Raw genomic sequence first — 19779 nt, forward strand, 5'->3', positions numbered from 1 at the left:
TACTCCTCACCGCTGCGCTGGCCGTCTGCCCGATTGTTGCAACGGCACAGGAAGGGGGCAGCGCAACATGGGCTCAGCCCCTGAAAGAAGCGGACGGCCAGGTCATGCGCGTCCCCATGGAAGCGCCAGGTCCGGACCCTGATGGAAGATGATGCTGTGAGAGAGAGCTGTCGCGCGGAAGCGCTCGCGCCCCCGCCTTCAGCAAGCACGTTACTGCTTCGCTACATGCCCGCAGGCGACGAGCCGGTCGTCGTTATCTCAATGAAGCCCAGATAAAAATAACCCCACCTGCCCGGAGGCAGATGGGGCCGGAGTTTTCCCTACGCAGCAGGAAAGGTGTCAGACGTTCTCGAACTGGTTCATGGTGTTGTGCTCGCCGCTGGCTTTCAGGGCGCGTTCACCGGCAACCATTTCCTTGAACGTATCGCCAAGGTCCGAGCCGACTTCGTGCTGGTGTTTCACAGCCGAGACGTTGTTGCGGATTTCCTGGCGCTGGATGGTCTTCACATAGGCGGCCATCTTGTCTTCGCCGAAATAACCGCGCGAGAGCTGGTCGGTGGCGAAGGCCGTCATGTGGAAGGTGGGCAGCGTGATCAGGTTGTGGAACACGCCGGCACGTTCGGAGATGTCATACTGGAAGCGCTTCAGGCGCTCATCGGCTTCCTTGCCCAGCGGGGTGTCGTCATACTTGGCCGACATGAGCTCCGCTTCCGGATATTCGCCCTCGGCAATCTTTCCTTCAGCGGCCCATGCCTTGCGGACCTGTTTGCGCAGGTTGAGCGTCCAGTTGAACGACGGTGAATTGTTGTAGGTGAGCTTCGCATCGGGAACAGCGGCTTTCACGCGGTTCACGAGGCCAGCGATCACGTCCACATCCGGCGTATCGGTCTCGATCCAGAGAAGGTCTGCGCCGCCAAGGGTGAGGTTGGCGATACAGTCTTCCACAACGCGGTCTGCGCCGGTGTTTTCACGGAACTTGAAGAGGCCGTTGGGCAGGCGCACCGGCTTCACGAGGCGGCCGTTCTGCTGCAGGGCGAGGTCGCCTTCTTTCAACGGGTTGGCAGGCGTGATCTCTTCAACTTCGAGCCATTTGGTGTATTCCGAAGCAAGGTCGCCGGCATGCTGGGAAACCGGCACCTTCTGCGTCAGCCCAGCGCCGAGGCTGTCCGTGCGGGCCACGATGACGCCATCATCCACGCCGAGTTCCTCGAAGGCGAGGCGGCAGGCGCGCAGCTTCTCGATGAAGTCTTCCCGCGGAACGGTGACCTTGCCATCCTGGTGGCCGCACTGTTTGGCATCCGACACCTGGTTCTCGATCTGGATGCAGCAGGCGCCTGCCTTGATCAGCTCTTTCGCGAGCAGATAGGTGGCGTGCTCGTTGCCGAAACCGGCATCGATGTCGGCGATGATCGGCACGACATGGCTTTCGAAATTGTCGATGCGCTGGATGATCGTCTCGATCACGTCAGCCGGCGCGCCTTTTTCACGAGCCGCTTTCAGCTCACGGAAGAGATCGTTCAGGCCCACTTCATCGGCCTGGCGCAGGGAGACGTAAATTTCCTCGATCAGGTCTGCGACAGAGGTTTTCTCGTGCATCGACTGGTCCGGCAGGTGGCCAAAACGGTTGCGCAGGCCGGCAACCATCCAGCCGGAGAGATAGACATAAGTGCCCTTGGCGGTGCCCTTCATGCGCTTGACGGCCTTGATCATCTGCTGGGCATGGAAGCCCGACCAGCAGCCGAGCGACTGGGTGAATTTGGAATGATCCTTGTCATAGGCGGCCATATCGGCGCGCATCACCCCGGCCATCTCGCGGGCAATGTCGAGATGGGTGTTGTAGGTGTTCTGCATTTTCAGCTGGACGATATCGTCAACGGTCACACCGCCGGGCGCCTGTCCGGTGGGGTAACGTTTCTGAACCTGGGCGCGCAGCTCGGCGTAAGTGGGTCGTTTGGACATGAGAGGATCTCCCTGGAGAAAGTTCTGATTAGTGTGTTGACGGATCATGCAAGGGTGCGCAGCGCTTCATAGGCGGGCAGCGTCAGGAAATCGGCGAGGTCTTCGGAAGTTGCGGTATTTGTGAAGATTTCGGCGGCGATGTCATAGCGGCCCGCCTTGAAGCCATTGTGGCCGAGGGCATCACGGACCTTGCCGAGTTCATCGGCGAGGATTTCCTCGAACCACTCCTTCGTGAAGGTGCGGGCGGCGCCATCGGCGGCCTTGACCTGCGCGCCATGATAAATCCACTGCCAGATCTGGCTGCGGGAAATCTCGGCGGTGGCGGCATCTTCCATCAGGTTGTGGATCGGCACGGCGCCGCGGCCGTTCAGCCATGCAGCGGTGTATTCGATGCCGACGGACACATTTGTGCGCACGCCAGCTTCGGTGATTTCGCCGGTGTGCGGCGTCAGCAGCGATTTCTGGCTGATCGGCGGGAAGCAGCGCTGACCGAGCACCTGGTTGCCGAGCGGCATATGCTCGTTGAATACTTCCATGGCGACCGGGACAAGCGCCGGGTGGGCCACCCATGTGCCATCATGGCCATTCTTCACTTCACGGAGCTTGTCCGCGCGGACCTTGGCGAAGGCAGCGTCATTGGCCGCTTCATCATTCTTCACCGGGATCTGCGCGGCCATGCCGCCCATGGCATGGGCCCGGCGCCGGTGGCAGGTCTTGATGAGAAGCAGCGAATAGGCATTGAGGAAGGCCCGGTCCATGCCCACCTGCGCGCGGTCCGGCAGCACGAAATCCGGGTTCTTCCGCAGGGTCTTGATGTAGGAGAAGATGTAATCCCAGCGGCCGCAATTGAGGCCCGCGATGTGGCGGCGCAGCTCGTAAAGGATCTCATCCATCTCGAAGGCGGCGGGTAATGTCTCGATGAGAACAGTTGCCTTGATCGAGCCGGTGGGGATGCCGATTTCGCCTTGTGCGTACTCGAACACTTCGTCCCAGAGGCGGGCTTCCAGATGGCTCTCCATCTTCGGGAGATAGTAGAACGGGCCGATACCGGCATCGAACAGCATCTTGCCGTTATGATAGAAGTGCAGGCCGAAATCGAACAGGCTGGCCGAGACCGGGCGGCCATCGACGAGGACATGCGCCTCTTCCATATGCCAGCCGCGCGGGCGGACGATCATGACGGCGACTTTATCATTCAGCGCGTAGGATTTGCCCGACGCAGTATCCGTATAGGCCAGCTTGCCGCGGGCGAAGTCCTGCATGTTGACCTGGCCGTCGATCATGTTGGCAAAGGTCGGCGAGGAAGCGTCCTCGAAATCGGCCATGAACATTTTCGCGCCGGAGTTCAGCGCGTTGATCATCATCTTGCGGTCAACCGGACCCGTGATCTCGACCGAACGATCGAGCAGAACGGACGGAACCGGATCGACTTCCCAATGACCGTTGCGGATAGCCTTTGTCTCGGGCAGGAAATCGGGCAGTTCGCCAGCATCAAACCGGGCCTGGCGTTCCTTCCGCAGGCTGAGAAGCTCACGGCGGCGGGCACCAAAGCGGCGCTCCAGGGCCTCGATGAAGGCCAGCGCCTGCGGGGTCAGCACGCGGTCTACCCCGGCGGCCTTGCCCTTCACTTCGATCTTCGCGCGAGCTGCGGAAGGCTGTTCAAGTGTGGCAGCGATGGACATGGCCGGTTCTCCCTGGGTGTCTTAATTCTTGACACAACCATATTTACAGATCGCCGAAGGATCGAGTACCTTTCTGTTTCCATTGGGTTTTTATGTTTACGTTGTAACAAGAACCCTGTGTGACTTGTAACTTTTGTAAACTTAGCCGGAGTACCTGATGGCCGAGCGCAAGGAAAAAACCCTTATCGGCCCGCGTATTCGGCGGCTGCGGCGCACGCTGGGCATCACCCAGGCGCAGATGGCCGAAGACCTTGGCGTGTCGGCAAGTTACATCAACCTGATCGAGGGCAACCAGCGCCCGATCAGCGCCAACCTCCTGTTAACTCTGGCGCGGGTTTACGATTTTGACATTTCCGATGTGGGCGGGATGGGCGATGCGCGGCTCGTATCGGAGCTGATGGAGGTCATCCGCGATCCGGTGCTGGAGGCTGGCCAGGTCGGCAAGAATGATGTCGAGGATATCGTCAATGCGAGCCCGGACATCGCGCGCGCCTTTGTACATCTCTATGACAAATACCGCGAACTGGCGCTGCGCACCTATTCGGACAATAATCCACTAACGGACCGGGAGAAGGTGGAGCTTCTGGAAGAGTCTGCACGCAGCGTGGAATCCGTGCGCCAGATGTTACAGGACTACCGGAACTATTTCCCGGAGCTGGACGAGGCAGCGGAAGCCTTTTCGGCGGAGCTATCGACCATACATGAAGATCCGTATGCAGCCATGATCCAGCGGCTGAAGGGTCAGCATGGGCTGCGCGTGCGAGTGGTTCCGTATGACATCATGCCCAACACGCTGCGCTATTATGACCGGCACAAGCGCGGGATTGATCTTTCCGAACTGTTGCCCCAGTCGGGCCGGCGGTTCCAGCTTGCCTTCCAGCTCGGGATGCTGGAATTCGGGGAGCTCATAGATTCCTATGTGATGAAGGCCGGCTTTACAGACCGGGACGCCATCGGTCTGGCCCGCGTCAGCCTGGCCAACTATTTCGCCGCCGCCGTGCTGATGCCCTATCATTCCTTCCTGCGCGAAGCGGAGAAGACGAAATATGATGTGCAACTGCTCAGCCACCGTTTCAATACGAGCTTCGAGCAGACGGCCCACCGCCTGACGACGCTGCAGAAGCCGGATGCCCGCGGCATTCCCTTCTTCTTCGTGCGTATCGACACGGCGGGGAATGTTTCCAAACGCTTCAGCGCGGGGCGGTTCCATTTTTCGAAGTTTGGCGGCGCCTGCCCGCTCTGGAACATTCATGAATGCTTCGAATCGCCAGGCCGTATCCGTACCCAGATCATCCAGATGCCGGATGATACGACTTATTTCTCCATCGCCCGCACGATCACCCGCACCGATGGCTTCTATGACAAGCCGGGCCCGAAGCTGGCCATCGGGCTTGGCTGTGACATCGCCTATGCAAAACGCCTCGTCTACGCGGCCGACCATAATCTGGAAAAGGCCGAGCCGACCCCCATCGGCGTCAACTGCTACCTTTGCGAGCGGCAGAACTGCGCCTCTCGCGCCCATGCCCCGCTGAGCCGCAAGCTGGTTTTCGACGAACGCGCCCGCGGCATCTCACTCTACCGCTTCCAGGATGATTAGGGCGTCACGCAAGCTTTGGCGCGTGCGACCCCCGGCAGGACAGCCGCCACTTCCCGCACACGGTCCGTTGCAACAAGTTGCACGCCTTGCGTGATGCGGCGATAAAGCGTGTCGTCGCCCAGCATCCGGATCCGGCTGTCCCAGGATCCCGTCCACCAGCCAAGCGGCGCAAAGGCGGACTCAACGCCTTCGGCCGCCAGCGCCGCATAGAAATCCGGGTTCGGAACTTCCGTACCGCCCCAGGAGAGGATGTGGGAGAGATCGACACCGGCTTCGCGCAGCGTGGCGAGGTCTTCAAGCTTCTCTATCGGCGTCACGATCATCGCTTCGGGCGCAAGCCGATAGACAAGGGCTGCGTCCTCCAGCGAGTAAGTGGCGAAGACGACGCGGGCAAACGCATTCTGCGTCCTCACCGCATCCACCAGATCCTCATAGGTTGTTTCCGCCTTGCGATCGAGCGCAAGCAGAGCGCGCCCTTCGCTCCAGCTTAGCGTGTCCGTCAGCGTCGGAATCCGGAACTGCGTGAGGGTTCCGTCATTGTCCACGAGGAAAAGTTCGCGCAGCCGCTCGAATGTCATGCCGCGCACCTCGCCCTCTCCGTCGGTGGTCCGCGCGAGGGTGTCATCATGCATCAGGACGAGGACGCCATCGGCGCTTTTCTGGACGTCCACCTCCAGCAGGGCGGGCACTTCCGAAACCGTGTGGGCAAAGGTTTCCAGCGCATTCTCGGGATAGCCCGGCACCGGACCGCCCCGATGGCCGCTGATAATCACGGCGTCGTTCTCGCGCAGGCAGTCGAAAAAGCCCGGCATATCGCCCGCCGCCGATACCAGGGGGAAGGACACCGGTCCGGCCGGCGCCTCAGGCGCATCCGGGGCGCTGACGCAGGCGGCAAGCAGGCTGGCGCTGGCCAGAAGAAGGCTGTTCCTGAACATGATCATTCCCTCAATAGCGGACCGAAAGGCGAAGCTGAGCGGTGCGGCCATAGGTCGAGTCGCCCAGTTTCTCCTCATAGAACTTGTCGGTAATATTGTGGATCTTCGCAGCCAGACTCACCCGGTCGGTCACATCCCACACGGCAGAAACGCTATAGAGCGAATAGCCGGGCATGACATAGCTGCTCGGATAATCGCTGAAAAATTCGTCGCGCCAGTAGCCATCCACAGTAAGCGCCAGCTTGCTCATGGGACGGACAGTGACAGCAGCACTGGCTTCATGTTTGGGGCGGCCAAAAAGCTGTGTACCCACGGAACGCTGTGAGACATCCAGATAGGTATAGGCGCCGCGCAGATCGATCCAGGACGCAGGCGACACACGCAGATCAAGCTCGACGCCAGACATATCGACAGGGCTCTGAATATTCTGCGGGGAAGACTTTCCCGTCAGCGGGTTGAAGATAGAGAAGATGCCGTCATCGGCAACACCGTCGAAATAGGTAACGCTCCAGCCTGCCAGGCCGCTCTCCAGGCGCTGATCAATGCCGATGTCCGCCATCCAGCTGGACTCCGGCTGGAGGTCCGGGTTGCCTTCATAGGTCGCTGACGAGCCGAGCAGCTGGCGCAGGCCGGGGGCTTCGGCCCCTTCACCATATGACGCGCGCAGTTTCGTATCGATGCCGGGAAGGTCAAACGCATCCGGCAGGTTGTAGGCGGCCGTCAGGCGGTGGGTGAATTCACCCCCGAATTTCTCATTGTCGTCATAGCGCGCCGCGCCGGAAAGGAAGAGGCCCTTGAGAACTTCAAAATTCACCTCGGCAAAGGCTGCCGTGTTGGAGATGCCATCATCGATCAGCGCATAGCCCGCGCCGACGGGTTGTTCGAACACGGCCTGTTCATCGCGGTACTCGGCCCCGCCTACGAAGGTCATGCGCTCGGCCGGCCGCCAGGTGGCGTAGTAGATGCCCTCAACGGTGCGGCCTTCGCTTTCCTGCTCCGTACCCGGCGCGGTGTAGACATCCTGCAGATCGACAATGGACACTTGCGCTGTGTGATCCAGCTTGCCGTCAAAGGTCTTCCAGACGCCCTTGACCGCGCCGAAGAGTTGTTGGCTTTCATTCTGCCCTTCGCTGTCCTGAAAAAGATATGCCGGCAGCCCCAAAGGATTGTTCGCCGGCAGATAATTGGCGTCGATCTCGTTCATCGCATCGGTATAACGCACCCATGCGCTCAGCTCGGTATTTGTGGTTGGCCGCACTTCTCCGCGCAGTTGCGCTGTGAAGTTCTCATAGCCATCACGCTCGACATTGCCCGGCGGGCGGCTGGAGAGCGAGATACCTGCCGTGTCATAATAGGAAAGGCTGCCGGACACGCCGTATGTGTCGTTGCCCTGCTGGGCGCCAGCGGTCAGCTCATAGGTGCTGTTGTCGCCAACCATCGCAGAGCCACGCACTTCCAGAGGCCCATTCGGACGCTTGGTGATTACGTTGATGACACCGGCCACAGCATCGGCCCCGTAGACGCCCGATTGCGGCCCGCGCAGAACTTCCACGCGCTCGACATTGTCCAGGAAAAGGTGGTCAATACCGAACTGGTTGTCCGCTTCGGAGGGATTGTTGACCTTCACGCCATCAATCAGCACAAGAACATGCTTGGTGGTGAAGCCCCGCATCCGGACCTGCGTGTTTTGCCCCACCCCGCCCGAGCGGGTGATCGCAACGCCGGGAATACGCTCCAGCGCCTCGTCAAGCGTTGCCAGCTGCTGCAATTCGATCTCGGCGGCATCGAGAATGCTGATGGCGTCGCCCATCTGACTGACGGGAACTGCAGAGCGGGAAGATGAAACGATAACCTGCTCCATTTTCAGCGCCTCCCCCTCCTGGGCCCAGGCGAGGCCGTGAGACAGGGTTGAAACAGACAAGGCGCATAGAAGCGATGTTCGGAAGGAAAAGGCAGACATGGTTGATACCCCAGAAGCTGAATTTCTGAGGTGCCGATTACAGGGGCGGCGCGACGGTGATTTTGCATTTGCGTGAACAATCCATAATCGCGGCGCCTCAAATCACCTGACCGTCACAAAAATGATTACGGGAGCGGATAATGTCCTCTGACTGGGACCGCGTGAATATATCTGGCCGGGGTGACCGATGGAGAGGCTTCAGCAGACTGGTTGGGCCGGAATGATCATCAATCTGCGCCGCAGTCAGGGATTATCCCAGCGGGCGCTGGCAAATCTTCTGGAAGTTGACCAGACAAGCGTGTCACGCTGGGAGCGCGGCGCCGGGCTTCCCAGCGCAAAACTGCGCCGCCGGATGCGTGACATGATGCGTCAAAATCCTGCCAATAAACTTGATACTCTCGCAAAACTCCGGGTGCAGATGTCGGACTGGCCATCCACCTTGTTGCGGCAGGGCGCCATTCTTCTCGAGATGAGCCGCAGGGTCCCTGCCGAAGTTTCGGTGGAAAAGCTGCTGAAGGGCAAAAGCCTCTACGGCCAGTTCGGCGAGGAGGCTGACGAGCAGGTATTCGCCTGGGAGCGTTCAGGAATTTTCTCAGGCGAACTCGCCATGACGGTGTCCCTGAACCGGATCGTCACCCCCTCCGGCCCGGTTTACTTCCGCGGCATGGATACGCCGCACATTTGCTCTGGCGGGGAGATATGGTGCCTGTGCGAAATCCGCCGGCTGAGCGAGGATGAATACGAGACCTCGCTGCGCCAGATGGGCGGCGCGTTGATGTCGATCCCATTTGACGAGCTTGGCTGAACCGCGCCTCACCCTGGAAGGATGTCGCGCAGGACGCGGACGAGGGACGTGTCCATCATCGGTTTACGGACGAGCGCAATAAAGCCAGCCCGGTGGGCGGAGGCTTCCAGCGTGGGAAGCTCCCAGCCGGAAATCATGATGGCGGGTGTATCGATGCCCTTCTCCCGCAAGGCGGAGAGCAGGGCAAACCCATCCATGCCATCAAGCTTCAGGTCGATCACGAAACAGTCAAAATCGCCCGGCTTTACATCCACCAGCAACTCGTCTGCCCCGTTGAACGTGTCCACGGAGAAGCCCCGCGCGCCCAGAAGCAGGCGCAGGGACTGACGCACCGCAGGGCTGTCATCGACAACGGCGATGCGGCGGGGGGGATGAACTGGCAAAGACTTTGCGGTGGCGCTCACATCACTCTCCGGCACTCCGGGAGCTTGGAACCTGCACGGAATTCCCTCAGCAGTCTGTAGGTAGAAGCCCCTAAAAGCTGCTGTTTATTCAATGCCGAAGCCCGCAGCGAAGGCGATTCGCAGAACGGTTGAAAGATTAGACGCGCCCATCTTTTCCATCACATTCGCCCGGTGAATCTCAACCGTACGCGGTGAAATATCCAGCGAGATGGCAATCTCCTTATTGGTCTGGCCATCGACCAGACCCAGCAGGACTTCCTTCTCGCGCGCCGTGAGATGTTCGATCAGGCCCCGGGCCTCGTCGGCCAGCACCTCTTCCTTGCGGCGCGCCTCCAGACGCTCGAAAGCGCGGGTCAGGGCCTCGACCAGCGTCTGCTTGGCATAAGGCTTTTCAACGAAGTCTACAGCGCCGGCCTTCATCGCGCGAACGGCCACGGCGACATCGCCATGCCCGGTCAGGACGATCACCGGCATCGCCACACCGCGCTCATTGAGAACTTCCTGCACCTGCAGCCCGTCCATCTTGGGCATCTGCACGTCCAGCAGGATGCAGCCCTTCTCGGCCTCCTCAACCTGGTCAAGGAAGGTGACGCCATCGACATAGGTTTTCACGCGGAATCCGGCATGACGCAGCATGAAGCTCGCCGAATGGCGGATGGCTTCATCATCATCGACAAGATGGATAAGGCGAGTATCTGTCATGATACTGATTTAGCAGCATCTTTTCTCAGTGTGAACCGAAAACAGGTGCCCCCTTCGGGCGGCGTAATGGCGCGGATGGTCCCGCCATGCGCCTCCACGATGGTCTGACAGATCGACAGGCCGAGCCCCATGCCCTGGGATTTGGTCGTGGCGAAGGGCTTGAAGATGTTCTCGCGCAGTTCCTGGGTGAGCCCGGGGCCGTTGTCGCACACTTCCACCGCCACAAAACCCGGCTCGTCGGCAAGAAAGACACGGACTGTGATGCGGGCGTCCTGGGTGTTGGACAGGGCGTCCATCGCATTGCGTATGAGATTGATAACCACCTGCTGGATCTGGATGGGATCGCCCATCACCAGGTCGGCGTCCTCATCCTGTTCAAGCTTGATCGGTATATCCGCCAGATCCCGCGAGAGCTTGGAAAGCGCAATGGCGTCTGCCAGGAGAGGGCTGAGGCTGAGCGGTCGGGCATCGACCTCGCCGCGCGAGACATAGGACCGCAGCTTGCGAACGATTTCACCGGCCCGGACAGCCTGCCGGGCCGCTTCGGTGAGCGCCTCCCGCAGGATCTCCTGCGTCTCGGGGTCGGGCGAATCAATCAGGTCACGGCTGGCTTCGAGATAATTTGCCACAGCTGTCAGCGGCTGGTTGAGTTCATGTGCCAGTGCAGAGGCCATCGTGCCCACGGCGCTGAGGCGGGAGAAATGGACCAGTTCCGACTGCATTTCCTGCATCCGCAGCTCGGATCTCTGCTGCTCTGTCAGGTCACGGATGAACGCGGTGAAGAGGAAATGATCCCCGATTCGCGCCTCCCCGATTTTCAAGTCGATCGGGAATTGCGTGCCGTCAGCGCGTGACGCAATCACCACCCTGCCCTTGCCGATGATCTGACGTTCGCCGGTGCGCAGGTAATTGCCGATGTAATTGTCGTGGTTCGCCTTGTCGCGGCCAGCCATCAGCATGTTGACCGGCTGGCCGATAACCTCTTCGGCCCTGAAGCCGAAGAGGGCCTCTGCGGCCCGGCTGAAAGCCATGATTTTCCCGGACTCGTCGGTCACCACCATACCGTCCGGAACAGAAGCAAGGATCGAGGCGAGGTGCAGCTGGAGGGTCTCCCCGTCCAGCAGGTTCACAGGCGTCTGCGTCGTTTTCGGCGTGTCGCTCATCCGTCAAGATCCATCCGGCAATGCCCCCCTTCACTGCCCTCTGCCGCTGTGCGGCGCAAGGCGGCGTCTTTTATCCGCGGCGGCGCAGCGCCTTCAGCCGTGGCTGAGCGGCCTGCCAGAGGGCATAGGCCAGCATCGCGACGCCCGCCGCCATGGCATAGCAGCCCCAGCAGTGCATCGCCGCCAAAGCCATGATTTCATTGGTTTCTGCGCCGGGCGCAGGCAGCGGCGCCCCGCCTCCGCAGCGCATGGCCAGATAGTCCTGCAGCGTCGCCTGACGCCCCATCTCGCCGAGATGATTGGTGAATTTGACCGCGCCAGTCGCGGTCAGGGCGGTGCCCAGAGCTGCCGTCTTCCACATGAGCTCTCTCCTTTGCTGTCCTATCCGATTACCTCCGGTGCGACAGGCAGGCCCATCCGTACTTCCCCTTATACAGTTTGGCCCGCCCCTCCGGCAGTTACGCACCAGTATCGATCACTGCGATTCAGCACTGGAGGGGGCTATCCCAATGAATACACGCGCTGACATATCCAGAGGCGCAGGGCCGGGGCTCAGCATAGGCACAGTCAGTACCCTGACCGGTCTTGTTGCACTCGGTGTCCTGATCATCGCCGGCAATGCTGCCGATCCGATGATGGCCGCCCATGCCTGGACCTTCTTCTTCCTTACCGTCCTGGGCCTGCTGATAACCGGGCTCTGGGCGGGCAGCCTGAACGGTCGCAACCCGTTTGACCCGGCGATCTATGAAGACACCATCGTCAAGTTCGGTGTGGCCGCTTCCATGTTCTGGGGCATCGCCGGCTTCCTGGTCGGCGTTATCATCGCTCTGCAGCTGACCTTCCCGAACATCTTCTACTTCCCGGATTTGGGATGGACGAATTTCGGCCGCCTCCGCCCTCTGCACACGTCCGCCGTGATCTTTGCCTTCGGCGGCAACGTGCTGATTGCGACGAGCTTCTATGTCGTCCAGCGCACCTGCCGCACACGCCTTGCCGGCGGCATGTGGCCCTGGTTCGTCTTCTGGGGCTACAACCTCTTCATCGTGGTTGCCGGCACGGGCTACCTGCTCGGCGTTACTCAGTCGAAGGAGTATGCCGAACCCGAATGGTATGCCGACCTTTGGCTCACCATCGTCTGGGTCGCCTATCTGCTCGTCTTCCTGGGCACCCTGTGGAAGCGGAAAGAGCCGCACATCTATGTGGCCAACTGGTTCTACCTGTCTTTCATCGTCACCATCGCGATGCTGCACATCGTCAACAATCTGGCGATCCCCGTCAGCCTGACGGGTTCCAAGAGCTATCAGCTGTTCGCCGGCGTTCAGGACGCGCTGACGCAGTGGTGGTATGGCCACAATGCCGTGGGCTTCTTCCTGACCACCGGCTTCCTCGCAATCATGTATTACTTCATCCCCAAGCAGGTGAACCGCCCGGTCTATTCCTACCGCCTGTCGATCGTTCACTTCTGGTCGCTGATCTTCATCTATATCTGGGCCGGCCCGCACCACCTGCACTACACCGCCCTGCCGCAATGGGCGCAAACCCTCGGCATGGTGTTCTCGGTGATGCTGTGGATGCCCAGCTGGGGCGGCATGATCAACGGCGTGATGACCCTATCGGGCGCCTGGGACAAGCTGCGCACAGATCCCATCGTCCGTATGATGATCGTGGCGCTCGCCTTCTATGGCATGTCGACCTTTGAAGGCCCGCTGATGAGCGTGCGCGCCGTCAACGCCCTTTCCCACTACACCGAATGGGGCATTGCCCACGTCCACTCCGGCTCGATGGGTTGGGTCGGCTTCATCAGCTTCGGCGCGCTCTACTGCGTCACGCCCTGGCTGTGGAAACGCAAGGCGCTCTACTCCAAAGCCCTCGTGGAATGGCACTTCTGGCTCGCGACGCTCGGCATCCTCTTCTACATCGTGGCGATGTATGTGGCCGGCATCACTGAGGGCCTCATGTGGCGCGCCTATAACGAGTTCGGCTTCCTTGAGTATGCCTTCATCGAAACGGTCAAAGCCAAACACATCATGTACATGATCCGCGTGGCGGGCGGCCTGCTCTACCTGACCGGCGCCCTGCTGATGGCCTACAACCTGGTGCGCACTGCCCTGGGTCATGGCGCCGCCGGCGAGGCCGCCGCACCCGATGCGCCCAAGACTGCAACCCCCGCGCTTCAGCCTGCCGAATAAGGAGCACTGAACATGGCTATCATGGACAAACACCAAAAGCTTGAGCGCCACTCGCTGCTTCTCACCGTCGGCATCCTTGTGGTTGTCGCTATCGGCGGCCTCGTGGAGATCGCGCCCCTGTTCTATCTCGAGAACACCATCGAGAAGGTACAGGGGATGCGTCCCTACACGCCGCTGGAGCTGAAAGGCCGCAACATCTACATCCGCGAGGGCTGCTATACCTGCCACTCGCAGATGGTGCGTCCTCTGAGGGATGAAGTAGAGCGCTACGGCCACTACTCGCTGGCGGCCGAAAGCATGTACGACCACCCCTTCCAGTGGGGTTCCAAGCGAACCGGACCCGACCTTGCCCGCGTTGGCGGCAAATATTCGGACGAGTGGCACCTCGACCACCTGAAAGATCCCAAATCGGTCGTTCCGGACTCGATCATGCCGCCCTACGCTTTCCTTGCAAAGAAAAGGCTGAAATATGACGACATCGAAGATCACCTGAAAGCCCTGCGTCTGGCGGGTGTACCCTATACGGACGACATGATCGCCAATGCCAAGGCCGATCTCGTCGCCCAGGCTTCGCCCAACGCAGACTTCGACGCCGAAGATGCCCTGGTTGCCCGTTATACCGAAGCATCAGGACGCGTAGGCACGGTGAAGATCTCCGACTTCGATCATAACCCGCAGGCCGTCACCGAAATGGATGCCCTCATCGCATATCTGCAGATGACAGGCACCCTGGTCGACTTCTCCACCTATGAGGCCAACGACCTCAGCAACCGGCGCTAGGAGCAGGCAAGATGTATGAAACACTTTCAAGCTTCGCGCAGACCTGGGGTCTCGGCTTCTTCGTGCTGATGTTCCTCGTGGCCGTCGTTTATGCCCTCTGGCCAAGCAATGGCGAAAAATTCCGCGCGGCCGCACATCAACCTCTGATCGACAAGGACCCGTCAGATGACTGACCATAAACGGGATATTGATGAAGTCTCCGGCGTTGAGACGACGGGGCACAGCTGGGACGGGATCAAGGAACTCAACAATCCTCTCCCGCGCTGGTGGCTGTACGTCTTTTATGGCACGATCGTGTGGGCCATCGGCTACATGATCGTCATGCCCGCCATTCCCGCGCTTCCGGGCTTGGGCATGAACAACACGCTGGGTATCGCTGGTCACTCGGACCGTGCCGAAGTCGCCCGGAAAGTGGAAGAGCTGCATACGGAGCGTGCCGCCGCTGCCAGCCGTCTCGTCACCGCATCGCTGAGCGAGATCGAAAACGACATGTCGCTGCAACAGTTTGCCCTCGCCATGGGGGAGAGCGCCTTCGGGGACAACTGTGCCACCTGCCACGGCGCCGGCGGCCGCGGCGCCAAGGGCTATCCGATGCTCGCTGATGATATCTGGCTCTGGGATGGCACGCTGGAGGGGATCGAAACAACGCTCCGCCACGGCATCCGCCATACCGAAGATCCCGATACGCGCCGCAACACCATGCCGGCTTTCGGGCGGGACGGGATGCTGACCCCCAGAGAGATCGACGACCTGGTGCAGTATGTGCTGAACTTGTCAGGCCGCGAAGCCAACAGGGCCGCCGTTGACCGCGCCGCGCCGGTTTTCGCCACGCAATGCGTCACCTGCCACGGCGCCGATGGCAAGGGCAATCGCCAGCTGGGCGCGCCTGACCTGACCGATCATGAATGGCTGTTTGGCGGCGAGCCGCGCGACATTCAGCAGACGATCTACAGTGCCCGGAACGCGCACATGCCCGCCTGGCAGGGCCGCCTCGATGATCCGACCATCAAGGCGCTGGCAGTCTATGTTCACTCGCTCGGCGGGGGTGAGAAGTGACTAAAGTCACGCTCATCAAGGCGGGCGGAAGGGATGCTCCGGGGCAAAAGCCGGAGCATCCTCCCTCACTTTATGAAAAGCGCAACCAGATCTATCCCAAGCTCGCGCACGGCAAGTTCCGGTCGTTCAAATGGCTTGTGATGGCGGTCACGCTGGGCATCTATTACCTGATCCCATGGATCCGCTGGCCGCGCGGCGAGGGCATCCCGGATCAGGCCGTTCTGGCTGATTTTGCAGGAGAAAAATTCTATTTTTTCTTCCTCCAAATCTGGCCGCAGGAAATCTATTATCTCGGCGGCCTACTGATCCTGGCGGCGCTGGCCCTGTTCCTGGTCACCTCCCTTTTCGGCCGCGTATGGTGTGGCTATACCTGCCCGCAAACGGTATGGACTGACCTTTACATATGGGTAGAGCGCGCTTTCGAAGGCGACCGCGCCGCCCGTATGCGGCTCGATCACCAGCCAATGAGCTTCAACAAGGCCTGGCGCAAGATCGGCAAACATATCGTCTGGCTGCTGATCGCCTTTCTCACGGGCGGCGCCTTCATCCTCTACTGGCATGACGCGCCCACAATTGCCCGCACCTTCTTCACCGGCGAAGCGCCGCTTACGGCCTACTTCTTTGCCGGCATCCTCACTTTCACCACCTACGCCCTCGCCGGCACGATGCGCGAGCAGGTCTGCACCTATCTCTGCCCCTGGCCGCGCATTCAGGGTGCCCTGACCGATGAACACGCCCTCAACGTCACCTACCGCTATGATCGCGGCGAACCACGCGGCCCCCACCGAAAAGACCAAAGCTGGGAAGGCCGGGGCGACTGTATCGACTGCAAACAGTGTATCCAGGTCTGCCCGATGGGCATCGACATTCGCGACGGCGCGCAACTCGAATGCATCCATTGCGCCCTCTGCATTGATGCCTGCGACGACATTATGAAGAAGGTTGATCGCCCCACGGGACTGATTGCCTATGACACCGATGTCGCTGTGGCCGCCCGCGCCTGCGGGGAAAAACCGCGCTACAAGCTGCTGCGCACGCGCACAGTGCTCTATGCCATCCTGATCGCTGCCATCAGCCTGCTGATGGTGTGGGGCTACACCTCGAAATCCACCTATGAATTCAACGTGCTGAAAGATCGCTCCCCGCCCTTCATCCGCCTGTCGGATGGCCGCATCCGCAACGGATACACGCTGAAACTCGTCAACAAGTCTACAGATGTGCGCGCCGTTGATATCTCTGTAGAGGGCCTGCCCGAAGCAGATTTCGAGATCATCGGCCTCGGCTCGGCGCCCGATGGCGGCAGCCTGCAGGTCACCACGGATGCTCATGGTGTGGCCCGCTACCGCCTTCTGGTGACAGCTTCCCCGGAAAGCTTGCCACGCCGCACAACCCTCACGGTACAGATCAAGGACGTTGCCACCGGCGAAATCGCCGAAGCGGACGCGCCGTTCACAACAGGAGACCAATAATGGCTGCTTCCCTGTCTCTCGAGAATTCCGGCAAAGGCAAGATGAAGGGCTGGCATGCCCTGCTCTGGTTCCTCGGATTTTTCGGCTTCATGTTTGTCGTGAACGGCATCTTCCTCTGGGCTGCGATCACAAGCTTTCCCGGCGAGGATGTTGAAAAGTCCTATCTCACCGGCCTGGACTACAATCAGGAACTGGCCCGGCGGGCACATCAGGAGACGGCTGGCTGGAACGCCGAAATCGGCATCAGCGGCACCAATTCGGGCTTCCTGCTCACCACCCGCCTGCTGACGCGCGATGGCAACGCCCTGCCCGTCTTCGGCACGCAGGCACAGCTGCGCCATCCCAGCGACCGGGCATTCGACCGGATGATCACCCTGACCCCCGCCGGGGGCGGTGAGTATGTGGCGGAACTCGGCGATCTGCATGCCGGCGCCTGGAGCATCAATATTGCCGCCGATGTCGATCCGGAAACGGATGGATTCGAATTCCGCGCTAGCCGTGAAATCATCGTGCCATGACTGACTTTCCCCTCGACGCCAACGGATGCCCCAGCGGACTGGCCCCGCCGAGCGGTTCGGACACGTCTGACCCCACCGCTTTCGTCCGCAAGGTCGGCAGGCAGAGCCGCCTGTCGCTGACCGTGCGCGGTGCAAAATGTGGCGGCTGCCTCTCGCGCATCGAGGCGGCTGTGACCGCATTGCCGGGGGTTGAGAGCGCAAGGCTGAACCTTTCCAATGGGAAGCTGGACATAGCCTGGTCCGGCAATCTTGAACCCCGGCGGATAAGCGAAGCGGTGAGCAACCTGGGGTATGGCGTAGCCCCGCTTGATACGAGCACGGATGACGATGCTCACAAGAAGGAGGAGCAGTCGCTTCTGCTCGCCATGGGCGTGGCCGGATTTGCCACGGCCAACATCATGCTTCTGTCGGTCTCGGTCTGGGGCGGGCATGGCGAGATGGGCGAGGCCACCCGGCAGGGCCTGCATGCGCTCTCCGGCGTGATTGCGCTGCCGACCCTGATCTATTCGGGCCGCCCTTTCTTCAAGTCTGCCTGGAATGTGTTGAAGAAGAAGCGCACCAATATGGATGTGCCGATTTCCCTGGCGCTGATCCTGGCCTTCTCCGTCAGCGTGGCGGAGACAATCCGGGGCGGCGAGCATGCATATTTCGATGCTGCCTGCATGCTGCTTTTCTTCCTGCTGATCGGCCGGTTCCTGGATGCGCGCGTGCGCCGCCGGGCCTGGTCGGCGGCGCGGGACCTGGCCGCGCTGGCGAGCCGGACGGTGACGCGGATTTCCGCTGACGGAACACCCAAATCGGTGCGCTCCGAAGAGGTGAAGCCGGGCGACCGTATCCTTCTGGCATCAGGCGAGCGGGCCGTCGTGGATATGGTGATCGAGGGCGGCGAGTCCGAGGTAGACGAAAGCCTCGTCACTGGCGAGAGCCTGCCGCGTTGGGCCGGGGTGGGCATGAAACTGATGGCCGGCTCGATCAATCTCTCGCAACCACTGACCGGGCGGGCGACAGCGGCGGCGGCCGACTCGCTGCTTTCCGAGATCAGCCAGATGCTGACCGCCGGCGAACAGAAGCGCTCCACCTACCGGCAGATAGCCGACAAGGCCGTCTCCCTTTACGTCCCGGTGGTTCATTCCACCGCGCTCTTGACCTTCCTTGGCTGGTGGCTGATCGGGGGCATTGGCCTGCGCGAGGCAATCCTCATTGCCGTCTCTACGCTGATCATCACCTGCCCCTGCGCGCTGGCGCTGGCCGCGCCGGTAGTGCAGGTCGTCGCAGCGGGGCGCCTGTTCAAGGGCGGCGCATACCTCAAATCCGGCGACGCGCTGGAACGGATTGCCGCCTGCGATCACATCATCTTCGACAAGACCGGCACGCTGACCCTTGGCACGCCGCGGCTTGTTTCGACGGGCATTCCGGCAAGCCTTCTGGCGGAAGCTGCGCAGCTGGCGCGGGCGAGCCGGCATCCGCTGTCGCGGGCGCTCACCGCAGCTGCCGGGGCAGGACCGCTGGCGAAGAATGTGAAGGAATATCCCGGCCTTGGCCTTGAGGGCGAGGTGCACGGTGTACCCTGCCGGCTCGGCTCTGCCGAATGGACCGGCGCGAAGGCGACTGGCCATACCGGCGCCACGCTTTTCTTGGGGCGCGGGCAGGAAACGCCGGTGGAGCTGCGCTTTGAGGACGACATTCAGGCGAACGCGGCCGGCACGCTGGCAAAGCTGCGGGCGATGGGGATGACCATGGAAATTGTCTCCGGCGACCGGGCCGAAGCGGTGGCGGAAGTTTCCCGCAGCCTCGGCATTGATCAGTGGATGGCAAGCGCCAGCCCGCAGGACAAGGTGGCCCGGCTGGAAGCGCTGCAGGCCGAAGGCCGCAAGGTGCTGATGATCGGCGATGGCCTGAATGATGCCGGCGCGCTGGCGCTGGCCCATGCTTCGGCTGCGCCGGGCGGCGCGCTGGATGTGAGCCAGTCCGCCTCTGATACGGTCTATTCCGGCGGCCTTTCGCCCCTGCCCGGCCTGGTGAAAACCGCGCGGGCAGCCAAGGCGGTGATGCTGGAGAATTTCGGTTTTGCGGCCGTTTACAATGTCGTGGCGGTGCCGATTGCCATCATGGGGCATGCGACGCCGCTGGTGGCGGCGATTGCCATGTCGGGTTCTTCCATTATCGTGTGCCTCAACGCATTGCGGCTTACTCTGAACACGGAGAAACAGGCATGAGCGGCCTAGTCTTCCTCATCCCGATCGCCCTGATGATGGGCGCGATGGGCCTTGTCGGCTTTCTCTGGGCGGTCCGCTCTGGCCAGTTTGATGATCCGGACGGCGCCGCCGCGCGCATCCTGATTTCGCCGGACGAACCGCTCCCCGATCGCAAGCGGGCAGAGTAGCGCGCAGCAGCAAGGGCCGGAACGCGCGGGGGCGCGGCCGGTTTTGGGGAAGGTCGGAGAGAAGGTCCCAGATTTTTACCTGGGAAATGCCGAGGGTCCCCCCTCTCCCAGAGGGCGTGGAAAGTGAGGGCTGCGGCGTTGGAGTTTTTTCCGGAAACCTCCAAAAAAACTCCAACA

The 19779-nt window shown here is 61.1% G+C and carries 18 protein-coding genes; 10 read left to right on the forward strand and 8 right to left on the reverse strand.

From position 1 onward, the window contains the following. Positions 1-339: 339 nt before the first annotated feature. Both HPO_RS17040 and aceB read right to left on the reverse strand, forming a co-directional pair. Positions 340-1959: an isocitrate lyase gene (locus tag HPO_RS17040; RefSeq protein WP_035601475.1), complete on the reverse strand. Its 1620-nt coding sequence runs from the start codon at positions 1957-1959 to the stop codon at positions 340-342. 44 nt (positions 1960-2003) lie between these two features. Continuing rightward, the gene (gene aceB / locus HPO_RS17045) at positions 2004-3641 is read right to left on the reverse strand and encodes a malate synthase A (protein WP_035601478.1); all 1638 of its coding nucleotides are present in this window, start codon (positions 3639-3641) and stop codon (positions 2004-2006) included. A 157-nt stretch (positions 3642-3798) separates the two neighbouring features. On the opposite strand from aceB, the gene HPO_RS17050 reads away from it, so the two are divergent. Further along, complete coding sequence (locus tag HPO_RS17050; protein ID WP_035601481.1) at positions 3799-5238, forward strand: short-chain fatty acyl-CoA regulator family protein; 1440 nt, start codon at positions 3799-3801, stop codon at positions 5236-5238. Here HPO_RS17050 and HPO_RS17055 read toward each other — a convergent pair. Both HPO_RS17055 and HPO_RS17060 read right to left on the reverse strand, forming a co-directional pair. Further along, on the reverse strand, positions 5235-6173 hold the full coding sequence (locus tag HPO_RS17055) for a glycerophosphodiester phosphodiesterase family protein (protein WP_162174065.1): 939 nt from the start codon (positions 6171-6173) through the stop codon (positions 5235-5237). The two genes, HPO_RS17050 and HPO_RS17055, sit on opposite strands and share 4 nt — an antisense overlap. A 10-nt stretch (positions 6174-6183) precedes the next feature. Further along, a complete protein-coding gene (locus HPO_RS17060) occupies positions 6184-8034 on the reverse strand; it encodes a TonB-dependent receptor plug domain-containing protein (RefSeq protein WP_035601484.1) in 1851 nt (616 codons plus the stop codon). A 319-nt stretch (positions 8035-8353) separates the two neighbouring features. Here HPO_RS17060 and HPO_RS17065 point away from each other — a divergent pair, with 319 nt between their 5' ends. Continuing rightward, positions 8354-8938 (forward strand): helix-turn-helix domain-containing protein, encoded by a 585-nt coding sequence (locus HPO_RS17065; protein ID WP_035601487.1) that lies wholly within the window; start codon positions 8354-8356, stop codon positions 8936-8938. A gap of 8 nt (positions 8939-8946) precedes the next feature. Here the strand turns inward: HPO_RS17065 and HPO_RS17070 are convergent, their stop codons facing one another. The 4 genes from HPO_RS17070 to HPO_RS17085 form a co-directional block, all read right to left on the reverse strand. Continuing rightward, a complete protein-coding gene (locus HPO_RS17070; RefSeq protein ID WP_051612750.1) occupies positions 8947-9342 on the reverse strand; it encodes a response regulator in 396 nt (131 codons plus the stop codon). 84 nt (positions 9343-9426) lie between these two features. Further along, positions 9427-10044: a response regulator transcription factor gene (locus HPO_RS17075; protein WP_035601490.1), complete on the reverse strand. Its 618-nt coding sequence runs from the start codon at positions 10042-10044 to the stop codon at positions 9427-9429. Further along, positions 10041-11207, reverse strand: coding sequence for a PAS domain-containing sensor histidine kinase (locus tag HPO_RS17080; protein WP_035601492.1), 1167 nt, complete (start codon positions 11205-11207; stop codon positions 10041-10043). The genes HPO_RS17075 and HPO_RS17080 overlap by 4 nt, the downstream gene beginning before the upstream one ends. Positions 11208-11277: 70 nt before the next feature. Continuing rightward, positions 11278-11568, reverse strand: coding sequence for a hypothetical protein (locus HPO_RS17085; protein ID WP_035601494.1), 291 nt, complete (start codon positions 11566-11568; stop codon positions 11278-11280). Positions 11569-11716: 148 nt separating this feature from the next. Here HPO_RS17085 and ccoN point away from each other — a divergent pair, with 148 nt between their 5' ends. From ccoN to ccoS, 8 genes are read left to right on the forward strand one after another with little or no spacing between them, the layout of a single operon-like run. Continuing rightward, entirely contained in the window at positions 11717-13396 is a 1680-nt protein-coding gene (ccoN, locus tag HPO_RS17090) for a cytochrome-c oxidase, cbb3-type subunit I (RefSeq protein WP_035601506.1), read from the forward strand. 12 nt (positions 13397-13408) lie between these two features. Next, on the forward strand, positions 13409-14176 hold the full coding sequence (gene ccoO / locus HPO_RS17095; RefSeq protein WP_035601509.1) for a cytochrome-c oxidase, cbb3-type subunit II: 768 nt from the start codon (positions 13409-13411) through the stop codon (positions 14174-14176). Positions 14177-14187: 11 nt separating this feature from the next. Beyond that, entirely contained in the window at positions 14188-14349 is a 162-nt protein-coding gene (locus HPO_RS17100; RefSeq protein WP_035601513.1) for a cbb3-type cytochrome c oxidase subunit 3, read from the forward strand. Beyond that, complete coding sequence (ccoP, locus tag HPO_RS17105) at positions 14342-15232, forward strand: cytochrome-c oxidase, cbb3-type subunit III (protein WP_035601516.1); 891 nt, start codon at positions 14342-14344, stop codon at positions 15230-15232. Before HPO_RS17100 ends, ccoP begins: the two co-directional genes overlap by 8 nt. Then, positions 15229-16701, forward strand: a complete 1473-nt coding sequence (ccoG, locus tag HPO_RS17110) for a cytochrome c oxidase accessory protein CcoG (RefSeq protein WP_035601519.1) — start codon at positions 15229-15231, stop codon at positions 16699-16701. Before ccoP ends, ccoG begins: the two co-directional genes overlap by 4 nt. After that, positions 16701-17219 (forward strand): FixH family protein, encoded by a 519-nt coding sequence (locus tag HPO_RS19985; protein ID WP_051612751.1) that lies wholly within the window; start codon positions 16701-16703, stop codon positions 17217-17219. Before ccoG ends, HPO_RS19985 begins: the two co-directional genes overlap by 1 nt. Beyond that, positions 17216-19435, forward strand: coding sequence for a heavy metal translocating P-type ATPase (locus tag HPO_RS17120; RefSeq protein WP_035601523.1), 2220 nt, complete (start codon positions 17216-17218; stop codon positions 19433-19435). The genes HPO_RS19985 and HPO_RS17120 overlap by 4 nt, the downstream gene beginning before the upstream one ends. Beyond that, the gene (gene ccoS, locus HPO_RS17125; protein ID WP_035601526.1) at positions 19432-19602 is read left to right on the forward strand and encodes a cbb3-type cytochrome oxidase assembly protein CcoS; all 171 of its coding nucleotides are present in this window, start codon (positions 19432-19434) and stop codon (positions 19600-19602) included. Before HPO_RS17120 ends, ccoS begins: the two co-directional genes overlap by 4 nt. The last annotated feature ends 177 nt before the right edge of the window (positions 19603-19779 follow it).

Origin of the sequence: Hyphomonas polymorpha PS728 (genome assembly GCF_000685315.1) — a bacterium.
Taxonomy (GTDB): domain Bacteria; phylum Pseudomonadota; class Alphaproteobacteria; order Caulobacterales; family Hyphomonadaceae; genus Hyphomonas; species Hyphomonas polymorpha.